The sequence below is a fragment of the Allostigmatella hybrida genome, assembly GCF_020103775.1.
Classification (GTDB): domain Bacteria; phylum Myxococcota; class Myxococcia; order Myxococcales; family Myxococcaceae; genus Hyalangium; species Hyalangium aurantiaca.
In genome coordinates this window covers 18,530-35,433 of record NZ_JAHXBH010000011.1, presented here as the reverse complement: position 1 = coordinate 35,433, position 16,904 = coordinate 18,530, and the positions used below count along the sequence as shown (strand labels likewise).

Annotated in this window: 14 protein-coding genes; 3 read left to right on the top strand and 11 right to left on the bottom strand. The window is 71.2% G+C overall.

The features are described 5' to 3' along the window. Positions 1-17: 17 nt before the first annotated feature. Positions 18-1,574, bottom strand: coding sequence for a DUF1574 domain-containing protein (locus KY661_RS18920; RefSeq protein WP_225411529.1), 1,557 nt, complete (start codon positions 1,572-1,574; stop codon positions 18-20). Between the two features lie 3 nt (positions 1,575-1,577). After that, the gene (locus tag KY661_RS18915) at positions 1,578-3,005 is read right to left on the bottom strand and encodes an MBOAT family O-acyltransferase (RefSeq protein ID WP_225411528.1); all 1,428 of its coding nucleotides are present in this window, start codon (positions 3,003-3,005) and stop codon (positions 1,578-1,580) included. Positions 3,006-3,150: 145 nt separating this feature from the next. Here KY661_RS18915 and sitI6 point away from each other — a divergent pair, with 145 nt between their 5' ends. After that, positions 3,151-3,873, top strand: coding sequence for a SitI6 family double-CXXCG motif immunity protein (gene sitI6 / locus KY661_RS18910; RefSeq protein ID WP_225411664.1), 723 nt, complete (start codon positions 3,151-3,153; stop codon positions 3,871-3,873). Between the two features lie 12 nt (positions 3,874-3,885). Here sitI6 and KY661_RS18905 read toward each other — a convergent pair whose 3' ends face one another. From KY661_RS18905 to KY661_RS18875, 7 genes are all read right to left on the bottom strand, one after another. Continuing rightward, entirely contained in the window at positions 3,886-5,064 is a 1,179-nt protein-coding gene (locus KY661_RS18905) for a hybrid sensor histidine kinase/response regulator (protein ID WP_225411527.1), read from the bottom strand. A 248-nt stretch (positions 5,065-5,312) separates the two neighbouring features. After that, positions 5,313-5,936, bottom strand: a complete 624-nt coding sequence (locus KY661_RS18900; RefSeq protein WP_225411526.1) for a TetR/AcrR family transcriptional regulator — start codon at positions 5,934-5,936, stop codon at positions 5,313-5,315. A gap of 78 nt (positions 5,937-6,014) precedes the next feature. Beyond that, on the bottom strand, positions 6,015-6,917 hold the full coding sequence (locus KY661_RS18895; RefSeq protein WP_225411525.1) for a metallophosphoesterase: 903 nt from the start codon (positions 6,915-6,917) through the stop codon (positions 6,015-6,017). A 300-nt stretch (positions 6,918-7,217) separates the two neighbouring features. Next, complete coding sequence (locus KY661_RS18890; RefSeq protein WP_225411663.1) at positions 7,218-8,711, bottom strand: hypothetical protein; 1,494 nt, start codon at positions 8,709-8,711, stop codon at positions 7,218-7,220. Between the two features lie 171 nt (positions 8,712-8,882). Further along, positions 8,883-9,395, bottom strand: coding sequence for a hypothetical protein (locus KY661_RS18885; protein WP_225411524.1), 513 nt, complete (start codon positions 9,393-9,395; stop codon positions 8,883-8,885). A 129-nt stretch (positions 9,396-9,524) separates the two neighbouring features. Beyond that, entirely contained in the window at positions 9,525-10,739 is a 1,215-nt protein-coding gene (locus KY661_RS18880) for a TonB C-terminal domain-containing protein (protein ID WP_225411523.1), read from the bottom strand. A 58-nt stretch (positions 10,740-10,797) separates the two neighbouring features. Then, a complete protein-coding gene (locus tag KY661_RS18875; protein WP_225411522.1) occupies positions 10,798-11,247 on the bottom strand; it encodes a Fur family transcriptional regulator in 450 nt (149 codons plus the stop codon). 61 nt (positions 11,248-11,308) lie between these two features. Here KY661_RS18875 and KY661_RS18870 point away from each other — a divergent pair, with 61 nt between their 5' ends. Further along, positions 11,309-11,647, top strand: coding sequence for a CobW C-terminal domain-containing protein (locus KY661_RS18870; RefSeq protein WP_317987281.1), 339 nt, complete (start codon positions 11,309-11,311; stop codon positions 11,645-11,647). Between the two features lie 203 nt (positions 11,648-11,850). Next, positions 11,851-13,800, top strand: a complete 1,950-nt coding sequence (locus KY661_RS18865; protein WP_225411520.1) for an ATP-binding protein — start codon at positions 11,851-11,853, stop codon at positions 13,798-13,800. A 5-nt stretch (positions 13,801-13,805) separates the two neighbouring features. On the opposite strand, the gene KY661_RS18860 is transcribed toward KY661_RS18865, so the two are convergent. Together KY661_RS18860 and KY661_RS18855 are read right to left on the bottom strand one after the other, a co-directional pair. Beyond that, complete coding sequence (locus tag KY661_RS18860; protein WP_398577212.1) at positions 13,806-15,197, bottom strand: di-heme oxidoreductase family protein; 1,392 nt, start codon at positions 15,195-15,197, stop codon at positions 13,806-13,808. A 29-nt stretch (positions 15,198-15,226) separates the two neighbouring features. Next, complete coding sequence (locus KY661_RS18855; protein WP_263437163.1) at positions 15,227-16,747, bottom strand: RCC1 domain-containing protein; 1,521 nt, start codon at positions 16,745-16,747, stop codon at positions 15,227-15,229. Positions 16,748-16,904: the final 157 nt, after the last annotated feature.

Below are 16,904 nucleotides of genomic sequence, written 5' to 3'. Positions count from 1 at the left end.
CTGCGCTTCTGATCAGCTCACGGGCAGATCCGCACGTCGTCCACGAGGATGTGGCCCCACCCGCCGCTGGCCGCGTCCCAGATGCGCAGATGGGCCGTCTGTCCTCGCAGTCTCGCCACGTCCCAGGCCACCTGTCCCAGGTGCTCCGCGTCCTGGCCGTTTCCCCGCGCCACCTCGCGTCCTTCCACAAGCAGTGCCACGCCCACTTCGCGTCCCTCGCCGCCCCCTCCCACGCGCAGGCGCAGGCGGGAGCCCTCCAGCAGGAACGGCGGCGAGAGGGCTTCGCCCACCGGCGTGTCCCCCTGGGCGGTGAACGTGTTGAGGAACCCGCTTCCGCGCTGGCCGGTGATGGGCTGCTGGCCGGGCACGGGGCCTGTCTGCACCGCATCCGCCATTGCTTCGCCCTGGAGTGTCCAGCCGGGCAGCCCCGGAGCGTCGAAGGAGAACAGCGGGCGGCATCCGGCGCTCGCTGCCCCGGGGCCTCCGAGCATGGGCAGGAGGTGCTCGCGCGTGAGGTACTCGGTGAACTTCACCGCGCCCGCGACGCTCAGGTGGTCGCCGTCCACGAAGTCCGTGTCCTGGAGGCCTGGCACCCGCTTCAGGTCCGCGAACCTGGCCCCGTACTGCTCCGCCTTCGCCTTCACCCAGGCGAGGTGCTCGTCATAGAGGCTGTTGGGGCCATAGGCCACCTCCACCTGGCTGGCCGAGGGGGTGTTGATGATCAACGTGGGGATGCCCTCCTCGCGCAGCTCGCGCAGGGCCTCCTCGAAGTAGCCCATCTGCTCGTTGCCGAAGTGGGCCTCGGGCTTCCACATCTCCGTGCGGTACCCCATGCCCCGATGCTGGGCGCGTGCCGCCTGCGTGTACGGGTCCACGCTCGCGATGCGCACGTAGCCGTCCTCGCCCGTGTCCGCCGCGCTGCCCGGCGTGCGCCCGTGGAAGACCCCCTGCACCACCTGGGGCCGGAGCCGCACCGCCTCGAAGAGGTTCGATACGGTGATGGTGCTCAGCTCCTCGAAGCCCGCCCCTGCCCGCACTGCCGCGCCCAGGTCCTGGAGCCGCCACAGCGTGGTGAGCGACTCGCGCGAGGGATTCCAGGCGATCCGCGACGAGAACATGTACGGCGAGATGCCCATCACCACGAGCTTCGCCCGCCGCTCCGGATGGGACAGGAAGCGCCGCACCCAGGCCAACTGCGCCATGGGCGGCGCGCCGGACAGGCCCGCGTTGTACACGCGCAGCCGCTCGCCCCGCTCCTCTTCCAAGAGCTCGGCCGCCACCGCCGGGAAGAAGCCGTGGAGGATGCGCGAGTCCCCCGTCATGCCGATGTCCGCGCCCGGGGACGCATCGAAGGTGCGCCCCTTGTGGATGTAGAGGCTCTCGGCCGCCAGGGCCTTCGCCAGCCGCGAGCGGCGGAAGCCCGCATCCAGTCCCACCACGCCCAGCACCAGCACCGCCACCGCCACCGCCGCGGCCCAGCGGTGGCGCGCCGGTCCTGTCGAAGGCATCTCGGGCGGGACGGAGGGCCCGGAGGGCAGCGGCTCTGGAGCGGGGGAGGGCCGGGCGGTGTTCATGGCTCAGAACTGGAAATAGATGAACTGCTCCCGGGGCTCGGCCAGCAGGTAGCAGCCGAGCACCAGCGCCAGCCACACCACGCCCCGTGCCGGCGCTGGCAGCCATCCGTGCAGCCTGTTGCCCACCTCGAAGCGCCCCAGCACGTGCGCCCCCGCCAGCGCGCCGGTGAGCACCAGCGCCGTGCGCAGCCCCACCGGGAACGCGGTCCATGCTGTCTGGAGCGTGTCCGGCCCCACGGCGGGCAGGAACATGCGTCCGAGCACCTCATGCGCGAGCGTGAAGGTGGGCGCGCGGAAGTACACCCAGCCCACCATCACGAACACCAGCGTCCCCGCCCAGGCGGCCATGCGGTACGGCAGCCGCTCGCGCAGCGCGCCCCAGGGCCGGGCCCGCGCGAAGCCATCCCACAACTTGTGCACCGCGAGCCCCGCCCCGTGCAGCGCGCCCCAGAAGAGGAATGTCCAGTTCGCCCCGTGCCACAGCCCGCCCAGCACCATGGTGAGGAAGAGGTTGCGGTACTGCGCCCAGGCGCCGTGGCGGTTGCCGCCCAGGGAGATGTAGAGGTAGTCGCGCAGCCAGCGCGACAGCGTCATGTGCCAGCGCCGCCAGAACTCGGTGAGGGAGGTGGAGAGGTAGGGCAGCCGGAAGTTCTCCGGCAGCTCCAGCCCCAGCATCTTCGACGCGCCCCGGGCGATGTCCGTGTACCCGGAGAAGTCACAGTAGATCTGCCCCGTGTAGGCGATGACGCCCATCCACACGCCGAAGCTCGCGTGCGCGCCCGGGCGGGCGAATACCTCGTCCGCCCAAAAGGAGAGGCGGTCGGCGAAGACGAGCTTCTTGGTGAAGCCGATGAGGCACAGGAACACCCCCTCGCTGAAGCGCTGCCCGTCGAAGGCGGAAGGCGTGCGCAGCTGGGGCAGCAACTCGCCCGCGCGGACGATGGGGCCCGCGATGAGGTGCGGGTAGTAGGCCACGTACAGCGCGAAGCGCCACAGCGAGCGCTCCGCCGGGGTGCCCCGGTACACGTCCACCAGGTAGCTGATGAGCTCGAACGTATAGAAGGAGATGGCCAGCGGCAGGACGATGTCCACCTTGCCTGTGCCCGCTTCGTGACCCAGGAGCCGCAGCACGGCCGCGCCCTGCGCCGTGAGGAAGCCGGCGTACTTGAACCAGGCGAGCACACCCAGCAGGGCCACCACGCTGCCGCCCAGCAGCATCCGCCGGTGCCAGCCGCGCTCCAGCCCGAGCGCCACCGCCCAGCCCACCAGCGTCATCCCTCCCATGAGTAGGCCGTACACGGGCCCCCAGGACAGGTAGAAGACGTAGCTGCTCACCAACAGCAGCGGGGACACCAGCCACCGGGGCAGGACCCACCGCAGGGCCACCACCGCGAGGTGAAACAGGAGGAACGTGGCGCTGGTGAAGAGCATGCCGGGAGCGGGGAGGGGACCCTAGCACGCACGGGAGGGGGCCTGGGGATGGGCCTTCCCGGGCGCTGAGCCCCTTTGCCTGGTTAAGGTGCCGGAGCGTTTCTTCTCTGCTTACGAACTCGTCATGGCCTCTTCCACCCACCGCATGAAGTTCTACCGGCCTCTGCGAGATCCTTCGCCCCGCTACACGGGGACATTGAATGCCCAGCACCCGTGGGGGCTGCCAGGGGTGGAGCCTTGTCCCTCGTGCCGCACCGGAGGGGGCGTGGGAGGACTGGAATACCCCTGCGTGGACCTCTCGGCGTTACCGCCCGCCGAGCGGAAGCGATTGTCGGATCCATGGCCCGTGCCTCGCGAAGAGTTTTCCCGGCTTCGTGAGCGGGTGCGTCCCCTGGCGCCCCCTGGCGCTCTCCTCGAACCGGGGACGAGATTCGGCCCCCTGGAGGGAACTGGCTCGGGGTCTTTCGGCCAGCTCTTCATGCAAGACCCGTGGTCGCTCTATGCCCGCCGGGAGGCGTTCGAGCGGCTTCAGGAGGCAGGGCTCCGGGGACTTCAGGGGCGTCCTCTCGACGTGCGTTTTCGTGGCAGCCGCCCGCCTGAGTTGCTGGAACTGCAGTTGGAAGTGCAGGGGCAGTTCCATCCCGCTTGTTTGCCCGCAGACCCCAGGCCTCCGTGTGCCATCTGTGGCAACGATTTCCTGAAGCTCCCGGAGCAGCCCATTCTTGCCAGGCAATCGCTGCCCACCTCCCTGGACGTGTTCCGGCTCGCCGCGTGGCCGACGCTCATCATCGTCACCGGGAACTGGGTGGATGCCGTGCAGCGGCTGGCGTTGGACGGGTTGAGCTTCCAGACCTGGGAGACCCGTTAACGGGGGCCTTACTTAGTCCTGCTCCGAGGGGGCCTGACGCGGCAGCCGCACCGTGAAGGTGGTGCCCTCGGCCTCCGTGGAATGGACGCTGACAGACCCTCCGTGCGCGAGCACCAGGTTCCGCACGATATAGAGGCCCAGGCCGATGTTGCTTCCCGCCAGGGCACTGCCCCGCTCCATGGGCTCGAAAATGCGGGGCAGCAGCTCCGCGGGAATCGGGGGCCCGGCGTTCTGGACCTCCAGCACCAGCGTGCCGTCTTCCCCCCGCGTCTCTACCCGCACCGGCGTGTCCGCCGGGCTGTACTGAAGCGCGTTGCTCAGCAGGTTCGAGGCGACCTGCTCCAGCCGGTCCGGATCCCACTCGCCCACGCCATTGCCGCTCTGGATGACTTCGATGGACCGGCTCGGGTGGGCATCCCTCACCTCGTCCACGATCGCGCCCACCACCGCGTGCAGGTCCGAGGCCGTCCGCTGGATGGCCATGCCACTGCCCTGCTGGGTCCGGGTGAAATCCAGCAGGTCGTGGATCATCCGCGTGGCGCGCTCGGCCGACAGCAGGATGCGCTGGAGGCCCCGTTGGTGCCACTCGCTGATCCCCTGGCGCGCCATGGCCGAAGCCGTCAGGGAGATGGCGCTCAGGGGGTTGCGCAGGTCGTGACTGACGATGCCGATCAGCCGGCGCTCGAACTCGGCCCGCTGGCGGGTGCCTGCCTCCGCGGCCCTGGCCTGCTCCTCGGCGGCCTGCACCTCCGCGAGCGCTTTCTCCGCCCTCTGCCGCTGGGCCTGCTCCTGCGCGAGCGTCCGCCTTCGCTGAAGGTCCCTCCGTGCCAGCGCCTGCACGCGCGCCACCAGTTCCAGGGGCCGGAACGGCTTGAAGACGTAGTCGCTGGCGCCCGCCTCCATGCCCCGCACCACGTCTTCCGCCGTCTGGTGCGAGGTCAGCAGGAGCACCGGAAGTAACTCCGTGGCCGGGTTGCTCCGAAGGTACTCGCACACTTCGATGCCGGACAGGCCCGGCATCTCCCAGTCCATCACCGCCACGTCGGGGAGTTCTGAGTGGCCGAGTGCCTCCAGGAAGGCCGCGCCGTCCGTGAAGCTGGAGATACGGCAGGTGGACGCCAGTGCCGTCCGGATGAAGTCTGTTTCCGTGGGGCTGTCATCCAGGAGCCAGACCGTTGGAGTGGAAACCACTGGGCACACGAGAATCAAGCAAGGAGAGGGCCCTTGCTGTCTACCAGCGGGCTTTTGCTTGGGTCAATGGACCGCCAGGACAAGGCGCGCCCCGAGGGGGTTCAACATTGTCGGCTTTTGCCGCCCTTACTCGCGGGCGGCGGTCCTTGTGGCACGAACTACTGCAACAAGGGCACGTTCTGCTGCAACTCGGCCTGTGGCGTCTGCGCCCCGGTGGGCGGCGGCTGTCTCGACGTGATGTGTGACAATTAGGAACGGCTAGGAACCGCCTGGGCCGCGCCCAAGAGCGTGTCCCAGGCCGCCATCGCGCAGCCGACGGCCGCCATCATCGTCTGCCGGGAGGCACCGTCGCTGGCCTGCGTCGAGAGCCCCTGGAGCACCGTGGTGTAGAAGGCCGTGAGCGCCTCCACATCCGTCCGGGCATCAAGGTCTCCCTCGGCGATGCCGCGCTGGAGCCGCGTGCGGATCTTCTCCGCCGCCTCGTGCCGGCAGGCCCGCAGGTAGTCCTGGATGCCGCGGTTGCTGGGCGAGCTGAGCGTCGTGCCGAGATCCACCATGCAGCCGCGCGGCTGGCCCGGTGTGGAGTAGCGGATGGCGGCGTTGCGCAGCAGCGTCTCGATGGCGCCGCGCGCTGTGGGCTGCTCGTCGCCCCAGAAGGGCCGGCTGTCCGTGCGGTAGAGCTCCACCGCCTCGCGGAACAGCGCCTCCTTCGAGCCGAACGCGGCGTAGATGCTGGGGGCACACAGCCCGCCCATCGCCTCCTTGAGCTGGGAGATGGTCGCCCCCTCGTAGCCGTGCTCCCAGAAGACGTTCATCGCCTGGCGCAGCGCCTCGCCACGATCGAAGCTCGGGGGCGGACCTCTCTTACCCATCGCCATTGCTCCTGCTGCGCACAGTGTAGGCGTCCAGGCAGGCCCGGACAAGAAGGCCGGGCCCCGAGCGGCAAGGGGCTACAGGGCCGGCTGGAGGGCGGGGGCGGCGCGCAGCGTGAAGAAGGCCACCTCGGGCTGGGTGCCGCGCCGCAGGTAGGGCCCGCCGAAGCCGAAGCCCAGCCCCTGGTTCACGTAGAGCTGGTTGCCGCGCACGGTGTAGTGGCCGCGGATGTAGGGCTGGCCCGCGCGGCGGAAGACGGCCTCGGTGAGCCCGCGCACCACGAACTGGCCGCCGTGCGTGTGTCCGGAGAACTGCACCAGCCCCTGGTGCGGCGGCAGCTTCTCGATGGTGGGCGGGGTGTGGGCCAGCACCAGCCGCGTGCCGCTCGTGGGCGCGCCCCGGAAGGTGGCCTCCACGTCGTCGCGGCCCGTGCGCCCATCGTCCACGCCGAGCACCGTGGCGGGCGCCCCGCGCACGTGCACCACCCGGTGCTCGTTCTGGAGCACCGTGTAGCCCAACTGCTCGAAGCCCTCGCGCAGGTAGGGCGCGTTCACCCAGTGGTCATGGTTGCCCATCACCACGAAGACGGGGCCCCGGAGCCCCGCCAGCAGCTCGCGCACGCGCGGCAGCGGCTTGGGGCTGTGGGTGACGTAGTCGCCCGTGAGGAACACCAGGTCCGGCGCCGAGGCGTTCACCGCCTCCACCGCGCGGCGGATGCGCACCGCGGAGGTGGCCTGGCCCACGTGCACGTCTGACAGCTGCGCCACGCGCAGCCCGTCATGCTCCGGGCTCAGCCCCGGCACGTGCAGCAGGTGCTCGTTGAGCGCGAAGTAGTCCCGCCAGCGCAGCCGCAGCGCCTCGGGCTCATCCCGGAGCACGAGCTCGTTCCGCGCCGGGCGCAGCCTGTTGGGGGCCATGGCATTGGCGGCCACGTTCAGGGTGGCGCGGGCTTCGAGGCGGCGGGAGAGTCTCAAGCGCATGCGTGTCCTTCCAAAACGTCATCCGGCGGGCGGACGATTCTAGAGAAGAAGGCCCACGGGAATGAAGCCGGGGGGCGCTGCCTGCTTGCCCCCCGTGTCCCGTGAAACTTTTGGCCTCCTCAGAAGGCGATCAGGGGCCTGGGATATTCCCATCCCTGGGACAGGCGCCGCGTCCAGTTGCTCGCAGAGCGGCCCCGGCATGTCGTCCAAGGTAGGGCCCCAATGCGAAGGGCCGGCGGGAGGGCCTCTCGGCTCCCCCACCGGCCCTCGTGTGAGGCGGTGCTGGTTCAGTGCTGGGAGTTAGTGGCCGCGAATCACCGTGAGGCCGCTGCTCGTGAGGACATAGAGCGAGGCGGGCTTCACCGACGGATCATAGAAGAGCTCGCGCACCTGGGAGCCGTCCACGCCCGTCACCTGCGAGAGCTGCTTCTGGGCGTCCATGCGCCACAGGCCGTGCGTCTTGGTGCCGATGAAGAGCGAGCCGTCATCGGTGGCCGCCAGCGCGGTGAGCGAGTCGGTGGGCAGCCCCGCCACCTTCACGGAGCTCTCCTCCGAGCGGCGCAGGATGGTCATCTTCCACAGCCCGTAGTCGCGGCTGGCCAGGTAGTAGCTGCCGTCGGTGGTCTGCTGGAAGCCGCGCCAGTAGTCCTTCTCCGGCAGGCTGTTCACGGCACGCACGTAGCTGTTGAGCTTCTCGGGCATGATGGACTGCTCGGTCCGGTCCCAGTCCACCAGGTTCGGGGTCGGCGGCACCACGCCCACGTTCCAGTCGTTGCCGATGAGCACGTCGCCTTCCTGGGAGATGCCCAGCGCGTAGGTGTAGCCGGCGCGCTGCGTCTCGCCGGTGACGTTGCCGTTCTCGTCCCGCTTCTCCTCGAACCACACCGGGTGCCGGTGGCTGTTGTACTGCAGGCCCTTGATGCGGGTGACGCCGTGGTTGGTGCCGATGTAGATGTCCCCGCGCTGCGAGCCCTTCATCACCTTGGTGCAGGTGAGCACCGAGCGGTCCTCGTCGAAGTGGTGGTCGTTGGTGTTGCGGATGCCGATGTTCTGTGGCCCGTTGGGCGTGGCGGACTTCTGCAGGTGCTCTTCCAGCGCGATGGAGCCGTCGGCGGTCAGGCGCACCACGTCCATGTCGCCCTTCAGGTACTCGCCGTAGCGCACCGGGTCATACCGGGTGGGGTCCGGATCGTTGTAGTTGGGATGCGAGCGCCCGTCGGGGCTGAAGATGAAGGCGCCGCCCGGCACGTCCTCGGCGGTGTAGCCCACGTAGGCCCGGCCCGCCGTGCCGCCGCAGATGACGGTGGAGCCCGTGGCCAGCCGGTCCGGGCCGAAGCCCTGGCTGGCCTGGCCGATGTGGCTCACCCACCGTGGCTGGGTGTCGCCCGGGCGCAGCACGCCGATGCTCTCGCCGTTGAGCAGCCAGATGTTCTGGCCGTCATCCACGCTCACCGACTGCACGCGCCCCAGGTTGTAGCGCTGCGTGTAGTTGACCACCGTGTCGGTGGGCCAGGGGCCCGGCCCCCCCTGGGGCGGAGGAGGAGGAACGTCGGGCGTCCCAGAGTCCGGGAGGTCCGGCGTCCCCGAGTCCGGCGTTTCGGGCGTGCCCGAATCCGGAGGCTGCGGGGTGCCCGAGTCCGGGGTGCCCGGCGTCCCCGGGGTGCCCGAGTCCGGCGCTCCCGGCTTCTGGGGCTCCTCATTCACGTTGTTCTGAACAGGGGGCTCCGACTCCGAGCCACATGCCCACGCCATCACCACCGCCACCACCGCGCACGCGCCCACCAATCTACGCATCACCGTTGTTGCCTCCCTCGAACGGAGAGGAACCAGAGCAAGTGTCGTACCGGCCTGGGAGCCGGGGGATCTGTGGGCAGGCGTACAGGGAGTGGGAAGGTTTTTTCCCAGAAACGGCCGGGCCCGCTCCCCAGTGAGGGAAACGGGCCCGGATGGGTGCGGCAGGTGGGGTTACTTCACGGTGCTGGTGGCGCGCAGCTCCACGGCGACGATGTCATCGCCGTCGATCTGGAACTTCGCCCGCACTTGCGCCCCCTCGGGCAGCGCGTCGGCCTTCACCTTCTTGCCGTTCAGCCACACCGCCGTCTCGTCGCGCACGTCGAGCTCCGCGGCCGGCAGGCCCGGGCGCTCCAGGGTGATGCCATCGTCCGAGCGGCTGGCGATCGTGCCCTTGATGTCGAAGGCGCCGGTGGCCTTCAGGGTCTTGTCCGCCTTGACGGTCTTGTCCGAGTCCTGGCCGGTCAGGTCCTTGGCGCCCTTGCTGATGCGCGGGCCCACCTCGGTGGCGTCAATGCCCTTGTCCGCGTCCCGCTCGGCCTTCTCGATGGAGCTGCCCGGCTTCTGGGGGAGCACCTCGGTGGCATTCAGGCCCGTGCCGGGATGGGGCTTGTCCGACTGGCCCTCCTGCGCCGCGAATGCCGTGGTTCCCACGCAAACGACCAATGCCGCGATGAGCTTCTTCATTCGCGAATCTCCTGAGAAAGGAATGGATGCTTCTGTCTGCGCCCAACGGTGGGGCTCACGGCGCGCTGTGCCAAGCAAGTCCCCCGCCCTCCAGGGCTCCGCCGTCCGGGGAGCGGCCGGGCAGGCGGCTCACCACACCTGGAGCAGGCGCGCGCGGCAGGTGAAGCGCGGGTGGAGCAGGTCCACGGCCTCGATGTCTCCCGTGGTCTCCTCGAAGCGGCCGGAGAGCACGCCCAGCCCGGCCATGCTGGCCACGTACCACGCGTCCTGGCCTTTCATGTCCTTGAGCTTCCGGAGGTAGACGACGCGGCCCTCGACGGCCCAGCGCGAGCGGATGCCGTCCTCGCGCACGCCCAGGGCCTTGCCCGCGGGCGGCTCCAGGCCCGCGAGCGCCGGGGGCACCGCGTCCACCACATAGGCGTCGAAGGCCGGGTTGCCGCTGGACTCCACCACCTGGACCGAGCGGAGCTGGCCATCCGGGGCTTGCTGAAGCTCCAGGATGACGGTGAGCCCGCCGGGGGGCTCGGCGAGGCGCTGCATGGATTCGCCCGCCTGCAGGAAGGCCCGCATCCCATTGTCGTTGGGGTTGCCCCGGGAGAGGGCCTCGAACCGTTCGCTGGCGCTGGGGGCCGCGCGCTCGTGCGCTGGGGCGTCTGCTGCCCGTCCCGCGCCGTAGCGGGCAGCCCTGTCCTGGTACGCCTGGGCCAGGCGTGTCAGGCGGCCCTTCTGCCCGCCGAAGAGTGGCGCGTCCTCCAACTGCTTCTCCAGCGCGGTGTCGATGCGGCCGAAGTAGGCGTCCACCAGGCCGTTCTGCACCCGGAGCGTGGCCAGTTCGTTCTCGGCGAAGGCCTGCACCCGGGTGCCCACCCGGGCCTTCTCCTCGGCGGCGAGCACCTCGGGGGACAGGCTGGGGTCTCCCGGCCGGAGCGTCCGCCCCCGGGAGGGCTCCGGGGAGACCGGGACCGTGCCCTCCACGCCGAGCGAGCGCGGAAGGAGCACGGGGGCCTGCGCCGGACGCTCCGCGACCGGCGCGTCCAAGGACGGCCCCCCGGTGGGCGGCCGAGGAGGCTCAGGGAGCGGGGCGGGCGGGGCGGGCGGAGGGGGAAGGGGGGCCGCAGGCCGGGACTTGGGACGCGGCCGGGAGGGAGGGGCCGCCGGGGGCGGAGGGGGCGTAGAAGGCGGGTCCGGGGCCGCCGCGAAGACGAGGTCCACCTCCAGGGGAAGGGCCGCCGAGGCGGGACGCCCTGGGGGCACGGCGGGCTCCCCTTGCCAGAGCAGGGCGAGGAACACCGCATGGAGGAGCAGGGAGGCGAGCGCGGCCTTCCCCAGGGGCGAGCGCCGCATGGCCCCAGTCTTTCAGAGCGGGGGCCGGGGCTCAACCCAGGGGCTCCCGGGGACACCCTCAGTCGCAGCGGTCGCAGAGGCCGCGCAGCTGGACTTCCACCGCGCGGTTGGCGACCGCCCGGGGCGCGCCCTTGACGGGCGTCAAGGCGATGGCGCCCTCGGGCAGGCACGCCACCGTGCCGCAGTCCGAGCAGGTGAAGTGCGCGTGGAAGCCCTGGTGCTCCTTGCCTGCGCGGCGCAGCTCGAAGCGCCACACGTGGTCCCCCAGGTCGGAGCGCAGCACGAGCCCCGCCTCGGTGAGGTCCGTCAGGTTGCGGTACAGGGTGACCCGGTCGAAGCCCTCGTCGCACAGGGCATCCACGAGATCCGCATGGCTCAGGGGCGCGGAGGCCGTCTCCAGCTCGCGCAGCACGGCCACGCGAGGCGAGGTGCTCCGCAGCCCCACGGCACGGATCTTCTGCTGGAGCTCGGCGAGCGTGGGTTGGGGAGAACTCTTCTTTGCGCCCATGGCTCCTCGAATAACCCATCTGCGGTCCACTTTCATCTGACCTTGTGCTGGTGCCCTTGATTTGTTTTTGCAATACAGTTACGGGATTTTCCTTCTCGAACCGTGCTCCCCCCGCGCGCTCCCGCGTGGAGGAGAAGCTGGTGGAACTGTCCAACGGCTGCATCCGCAGCCGGGTGCCTTTCCACCTCAGCGGTTCTGGAACTTCATCCACGGAAGCTGGAAAGGTGTCCTGCGCAGCAAGGGCTTCTTCTGGCTCGCCACACGCCTTGAGGCATGTCTGCTGAGCTCCAACGAACAGGCAGGGGGGCCGGAGGCCTGGGCGCGGTTCCAGGAGCCCTTGCCGCTCTGGGAGGTGGTGGGAACCCCGGGGTCGGACGCCAGCTCAGAACCTCCCAGGTGAGGTGACAGAGGGAGCGGCTGCTGCCCTGCCAAGGATTTCGGGCAGGCAGGGCTGCGGTGCGAAGGGGTGCCTGCCGGATACCTGTGTTGAAGCTGTCAACATCTGGTGGAATGGCTACTTGACTCGGGTCTACCGATGCCGAGACTGCGGCCTGCCGCTATCCTGACGACGGCTTACCCTCTGCCCGCACAGCCAGTCCTGCCGTGACCCCACCCCTCGTTCTCCTCGCAGCCACTCCTTCTCCGGGCCGGACCCTCCAGGCGCTCGCCCTCGAGAGCCAGGGGTGGCGGGTGCAGGAGGTGGACTCCGTGGCGGCGCTGGCCGGGCCGGTGGAGCGGCCCACCGTGGTGGTCCTCGACGGGAGCTTGCCGCTCGAAGGGGTGAAGCTGGAGACCCAGGCGGTCCCCACGGTGGTGCTCGCCTCCGCCCTGGACCGGGAGCGGCTCACGCAGCGGGGGCTTCAGGCCACCTTCCTCCAGAGCTGGCCGCCCTCCCTGGGCGAGCTGGTGGAGGGGGTCCGCGCCGCGCTGCCGCCCGGGGCGCGGGAGGCCAGTGACAGCGCCCCCCACGTCACCCTGCTCATCGCGGACGATGATCCGATTTCCCGCAAGCTCCTCCAACTGCACCTGGCGCCCTTCCACTTCGAGGTGCTGAGCGCCGCGGATGGGAAGACCGCGCTGGAGCTGGCCCGGCGGCGGCAGCCCACGTTGATCATCGCGGATGTGCTGATGCCGGGGCTCGATGGCTTCCGCCTGTGCCTGGCGCTGCGCAAGGATCCGCGGCTGTCGAACGTGCCCATCCTGCTGACGCACGTGGGCGCCCCCGACGAGCTGGATCTGCGCATGGCGCAGAACGTGGGCGCCAACGGCTTCGTGCGCCGCACGCAGGAGGGGGAGGAAGTCCTCCACGCGCTCCTGCGGGAGCTGCGAAGTGGAGGGGCCGCCGCCGCGCCGCTGGATCACGGCCTGTCGTGCGACGATCACCTGTACGGCATGGTGCGGCGCCTGGAGCGCCAGGTGGGGCTGCTGGCCCAGGCCGAGCGCTCCGCGCGCGAGAGCGAGGAGCGCTACCGGCTCGTGGTCGCCGGCTCCTATGACGGCGTCTGGGACTGGGATTTGCGCCAGCAGACGCTCTGGTGCAGTCCCCGGCTGCTGGAGCTGCTCGGGCGCAGGCCCGAGGAGTTTCCGGGCACCTATGACGCGTTCCTGGAGTTGACGCACCCCGAGGACCGGCGCCGGGTGGAGCAGTCCCTGGCCGCGCACCTGGAGACGGGCGTGCCCTATGACGTCTCCCTGCGGCTGCGCCACGCCGACGGCAGCTACCATGCGTGCGTGAGCCGCGCGCAGGCGATGCGCGACGCGCAGGGCCGCCCCGTGCGCATGGCGGGCATCATCAACGACGTGACCGAGCAGCTGCGGCTCTTCCGGGAGACGCAGGAGGCGGTGCGCACGCGCGATGAGTTCCTCAGCGTGGCGGCCCACGAGCTGCGCACCCCGCTGACGGCGCTGCGGCTGCGGCTGCAGGGCGTCAACGCCGCGATGCAGGCGGACACGCCCACCTCCCCGGACCGCATCTCCCAGGCGCTGGTGTCCGCGGACCGGCAGGTGCAGCGGCTCACCGGCCTGGTGGACACGCTGCTGGATGTCTCCCAGCTCCAGAGCCACGCGCCCCTGCTCCAGCTGGAGCAGGTGGACCTGGCCGCGGTGGTGCGCGAGGCGGTGGCCCGCTCCGAGCAGGAGGCCTCGCGCGCCGGGTGCCGGTTGGTGATGAGCCCCATGCCCAGCACCCTGGGCCGGTGGGACCCCGTGCGGCTGGCGCAGGTGGTGCGGCACCTGCTGGCCAACGCCATGAAGTTCGGCCCCGGCAAGCCGGTGGAGGTGACGCTGGAGGCCCGGCCCGACGCGGCGGTGCTCAAGGTGCGCGACCACGGCATCGGGATCGAGCCGGAGCGCCTGGATGCGCTCTTCCAGCGCTTCGAGCGCGCGGTGCCCGTGCGCCACTACGGCGGCCTGGGGCTGGGGCTGTACCGGGTGCGCCGCATCGTCGAGGCCCACGGCGGCGCGGTGACGGTGGACAGCGTGCTCGGCGAGGGCGCCACCTTCCACGTGCGCTTGCCCTTCGAGGGCCCGTCCGTCTCCAACACCCGGCTCTGACGCGCTCACAGCGAGCCCAGGAAGGCCTCCAGCGCCGCCCGGTCCTCTGCGGACAGGTGCCGCACCCGCTCGCGCGAGCCCTCGGCCTCGCCGCCGTGCCAGAGGATGGCCTCCATCACCGAGCGCGCACGCCCATCGTGCAAGAGCCGCGTGTGGCCGCTCACCTCGTGCGTCCGGCCCAATCCCCACAGCGGCGGCGTGCGCCACTCCTGGCCCGTGGCGAGGAAGTCCTCGCGGCCGTCCGCCAGCGCCTCGCCCAGGTCGTGCAGCAGCAGGTCCGTGTAGGGCCAGAGGCGTTGCCCGGACAGCTCCGGGTAGCCCTCCACCTCGCCCGTCTCCAGCGAGGGGCGGTGGCAGCGCGCGCACCCCGTCTGGTGGAAGAGCGCCTTGCCCCGCAGCACCTCGGGCCGGTCCACCGCCTGGCGCAGGGGCACCCCCACCAGGTGCGTATAAAAGGTGAGGGCCTCCAGCTTGCGCACGTCCAGCTCCGGTGCGCCCCCGCTGGGCGCCGCGCGGCACCCGGCCTGGGCCGCGGTGCACGGCTCCGCGGGCGACCGCGGCGAGGTGATGCCCAGGTCTCCCAGAAGCGCGCCCGCGTTCTGGTGCTCCAGGTCCGGCTGGTTCGCCTTCCAGCCGAAGCGGCCCAGCACGGCCTGGCCCCGCCGGGCACTCCAGACGGTGTTGGCCCGCCCGGAGATGCCGTCCCCGTCCGCGTCGTCCGGATCCTCCCACGCGCGCACCGTCTCCTCCGGCACCGCGGCCAGCAGGCCCAGGCCCACCATGGGCTGCGCCACCCGGGGGGACAGGCGGGTGTCCGGATGCAGCGGCCCGTAGCCCAGCGCCGAGAGGACGAGCTCCGGGACGAGCAGCGTGTAGGGCGTGCCGTCCGCGAAGGTGCCGGGCTGCTCCGTGGTGCGCACCTCCACGCGCCCCTCGGGCGCCACGCCCGCCACCGCCAGCGGTTGGAGTTGATCTCCATAGGTGGGCTCGGGCACGGGCGCGCCCTCCGGCGTGGTACCGGGCAGGCTCAGCCGCACCAGCAGCGAGACGGCGGGCTCGCCCGGCCCGGGAGGGGCGCCCCGGCCCCCGCGCGGGTGGCACGCCAGACAGGAGACGGCATGGAAGAGCGGCCCCAGCCCATCCCGGTCCGTTCGCGCGTGGGGGGCGGCGAACCAGTCCGTCTCGAAGAAGGCCTCGCCCACGAAGAAGTCCGAGCGCCTGCCGAGCGAGAGGTTCGCCGCCGGGCGGGTGAAGGCCTCGGGGCCCGTCACGTTCACGCTCGTGGCGCCGCCGGGAGCCTCCTCTCCCGGCTCGGTCACGTCCGGGGGCGGCTCCGGTGGAAGCGGGAGCCCGGGAGGGGATCGGGTGCCAGGGCCCGGCTGGCAGGCCATGCCCATCAGCCACAGGCCGAGCAGCGCCCCCGCCCTCACGGCAGCGTCACCTGGATGGGCTCGGGATAGGTCCACCGGTCCAGCAGGTACTCCCGCCCGAGCGAGCCGCTGAAGCTCCAGCCCCAGGTGAAGAGGGTCCCGTCCTCGCGGAGGGCGACGACGTGCGTGGCCCCCGGCGACAGGCTCCACAGCCCGGTGAGCCCCTCGGCAGCGGCCACCGGCACGTTCGTGTCCTTCGTGCCCCCGTTGCCGAGCTGGCCGTTGAAGTTCTGCCCCCACGAGACGAGCGTGCCGCCGGCCCGCTGCGCGTAGCTCATGTTGCCGTTGGCGAAGACGAAGCGGGCATCCTCCAGCGCCTTCACTGGGACGGGCGCGTTGCTCTGCTTGTCCGGGAATGCCTCGCCGAAGCCCAGCTGGCCGCTGGCGTCCAGCCCCCACGCGGAGACCGTTCCCCCGGCATGCAGGGCCAGGAGGTGGTCGCGCCCCGAGGCGATGTCCACCACGTCCGTCACCCCCGGCACCTGCACGGGGGTGGGGTGGGGCTGGCCGTCCTGCGTGCCCTGGCCCAGGTTGCCATAGGTGTTGCGGCCCCAGACCCACACGGTGCCGTCCTGCTTGAGCGCCACCGAGTGCATCGAGCCGGCCACCACCTTCACCACCTGGGTGAGCCCGCCCACCCCCACGGGGAAGTCCCGGAAGCGCTCCGCCGTCCCGTCGCCGAGCTGGCCCGCCGAGTTGTCCCCGAAGGCGCGCACCGTGCCGTCCTCCATCAGCGCCAGGCTGTGGCGGTACCCCAGCGCCAGGGCCACCGCGCCCTTCAGGCCCTCCACCCGCGTGGGGCTCCGGCGCGGCGCGACGTCCGGGGGCCGGGGCGCGCCAGGCACGGGCGCCGGGCCCAGGCCGAGCTGCCCCTGCGCGTTCTCGCCCCAGGCCCACACGGTGCCGTCCTCAAGCAGAGCCAGCGTGTGGTTCTGGTTGAGCGCCAGCGCGGCCACGCCCTCCAGGCCCGGCACCTGCCGGGGCGCCCGCTGATCCGTCACCACTTCCTCGCCCAGGCCGAGCTGGCCCAGGTTGTTGCGGCCCCACAGGTAGACCCGGCCCTGGCGCACCACGCCGGTGTGCGCCGCCCCGCTGCCGCTGAGGCTGCCGAAGTGGAAGGCCACGGTCTGCCCGGTGCTGTTGCCCGCGCCGTCCTCGGCCCACACCGTCAGCGTGTTGCTCCCGGGCCGGGGGGCCACCTCGAGCAGGAAGGTGTCCCCGGTGCGCGCCTCCGCTGGCAGCGGCAGGAAGCCGGCGCCGTTGAGGGACCAGCTCAGGGTGGCCAGGCGCGTGTCATCCGTGGCGGTGAGCGCCACGCGGACCCGCCGCGAGGTGTAGTTCCAACCCGCCGTGGGCGAGTGCACCTGGAGCTGGGGCGCGGTGGTGTCCACCGGGAGCGGCTCGGGCCGGGGGCCGCTGTCCTCCCCACACGCCAGCAGGAGCCACACGGGAAGCAGCACGCACCGCAGCGCCCGGCGGCGCCCGGCCGTGGGCAAGGAAAGACGGGAAGGGACCATGGGGAGGAAGACCGTAAAGGGGGGCGGGCTTCATACTCGAACATGATACTGATTATCAATTGCAAAGCCGTGCCCGGCTTGGCAGGCAGGCGTGGGGAACTCAACTGTCGGCCACTGTGCGGTGTTACAAGGGTTGGATGAATTCGGCCCAATTCGT